2 protein-coding genes and 1 pseudogene are annotated in these 2,225 nt (G+C 54.1%); all 3 read right to left on the bottom strand.

From position 1 onward, the window contains the following. On the bottom strand, positions 1–192 hold a 192-nt coding region (locus AC25M7_RS25370; RefSeq protein WP_486971627.1), incomplete at its 3' end, for a hypothetical protein. After that, a complete protein-coding gene (locus AC25M7_RS25375) occupies positions 189–1,082 on the bottom strand; it encodes a DUF6708 domain-containing protein (protein ID WP_435768283.1) in 894 nt (297 codons plus the stop codon). The genes AC25M7_RS25370 and AC25M7_RS25375, both read right to left, overlap by 4 nt. A 2-nt stretch (positions 1,083–1,084) precedes the next feature. After that, positions 1,085–2,225: pseudogene (locus AC25M7_RS25380) on the bottom strand (T6SS effector BTH_I2691 family protein); the annotation flags it as partial.

Raw genomic sequence — 2,225 nt, forward strand, 5'->3', positions numbered from 1 at the left:
CAGCGCGCGCAGGGTGTAGGATGAGTGCTGCAGCGGGGCGAAGCCTTGTTCCAGATTGAAGCCTGCGCCTGCGTAGCGACAGGCAGGGGCATCGCCCGTGCGCGGGACGATGGCATAGCGCACTGGCAGGATGGGCACGCGTGGGCTGCAGGCGGGGCCGGAGGTGGCGCTGTTGGCAGAAACGTCGGTCATTTACGCTGCCTTTTGGTTGAGCGTACTGGGGCTTCGTCGAAGGCCTCTGGCGGAGGCGGTGCTGCCCGGACATTGAAGAGTCGACACACGCCATACCAGCAGAGGGCGAGGCCGAGGTTGTAAGGGAACAACACGGCCCAGAACGGCAGTTGCCAGTTTTTCTTGCCCTGCATTTCTCCGGGCTCGCCGGTTCGCCAGGGGGCGTAGTGGCGCCAGGCTTCTGCCGGGGTCAGGCAGATGGCATGAAGAGGCCGGTGCCACCAGTTGGGTTCGCCGGGAGGAGGGAGTTTGGCTGGGCCGTGGTTCATGAAGTGGCGAAGGTATTCCCAGACTTCGGCGACGTGTTTGATGTCGGATTCAGTGGGTTCGTTGCTGTCGGTCCAGAGGCAATCTTTTTGATGGAGACTTCCGTCTTTTCGACGGGGTGCGAATGCGAGTGCATAGGAGGTGGTGAAAGATGATCCACCAGACTCTGTGCGCCTGAAAAGACCACCTCCAGTATTGCTCCACTCGAAGACGAATACCTTCTTAAAGCGTTGGTAGTAGATTTTTTTTGTTGAGCGGTTGAAGCAAACGCTTGATAAGCCTTTGATGAACCATATTCGGTAAAATAGAAATGGAAGGAAGGTAAAAGGCATAAGCACCATTCCGGTCATTAGTATGGGTTCAAGTAAAAAATCCTTCCAGCTGACGCTAGAAAATAGAAATGGGTAGAAACCGATCATTAATCCAATAATCATTGCGCAGTAAAGTTTTCCCATGAATACAGAGTCTGTTACCCATGGGTTGCGTAGGCATAAAGAGTTTTTGGATATGTTTAATAGCTGTCCACCAATGGCGGGTTCGTACCCTGAGCATGAGGTTGAGTTAAAAAGCCATATAGTTGCCATGATCAGCGCTCGAGACGGAAGTTCGAATGAATCTCAGTGCCTTCGTCCAGCCCTTGATTGGCGCTGTAGGCGAGATGCAGTGAGACGTGGTTTTGGTGGGTCAGCGTGTGCTTGAAATGCAGAATCAAGCCGGCGCCCACAACGTAGGCGGCGGGAGTGATCGGAAATACGTCCATTCCTCCATCGTTACGAAGGCTGCTCGAAATTCCTGACCACTCGCTTGTTCCTATTGCGAAGCCCGGTAAAAGAACTGTGAACTCAGCGCTTGGTTGAGGCGTGACTACTTCGTTATGCGTGATAGCGGTCCAGTTTGGCGGTGCCCAATGGTTGTTATGATGCCACTTGGTGTCCACATTGGTTACACCAAATGATAGGGCCTGCTCGGCTGATATGAGCTTTGGTCCGTAGTGCTCGTTGTGCCAAGCTTTGATTTCTGCGTGCAGTGAGGAGAATCTCGAAAGTTTCTTTTCATGGTCCAGGATAATTTCAGAACGGGCCTCTCCATCGTTGATGCAATTGCCAAAGATGCTGCGTGCTGCCCAAAGCTCAATCGGCCTGTGAACGCGTTCATGTGCTTTGGCGTGAAGATACAGGCCTCCAGCAATGATTGCTGCTCCCGCGAGCACCAATGCAACTGCGGCCCATCCGGCGAAGGGCACAAACACCGTGGGCCCTGCTATTGCAAGCCCGGCCTCAAGGACGATGACAGAGCCAACAGCCATGCTTACTCCACCGGCTGACGTATAGCTGGCTGCAGTTGAATCACCATTATCGAGTTGGCGTTTCGTCTTGAGTCCATCAGAGAGCAAGCCAAATGCTATTGCAGGGTATCCCGCTAAACGCGCAAAGAGATTACTGCTCAAGAACTTGATCACGCCGTTACCAAACCCCATCCCCGGCGCCGTCGAACTCAATCTCAACATCACCGCCTTCTGCGTTGCCCGTACGCTGACCAATGTCGCCGCAGCTGCACCGATCACACCGAAAATCGATGCCGCAAACCCGGTGGTATATTCCGGCGCATCGCTTTTCTGCAGGCTGTTATAAGCCGTCTTCAGCGAGATCACGTTGAACCACAGCATTCCGGCGTTCAGACCACCGCCTCCGCCCGACGTAAGCAACCCGAGCAAGTTGGGTTTAACC

The organism is Pseudomonas sp. P106(2024), from assembly GCF_057480815.1.

Coding starts and splice junctions, on each gene's coding strand:
- AC25M7_RS25375 (WP_435768283.1), bottom strand. CDS start 1,082: ATGGCAACTATATGGCTTTTTAACTCAACCTCATGCTCAGGGTACGAA.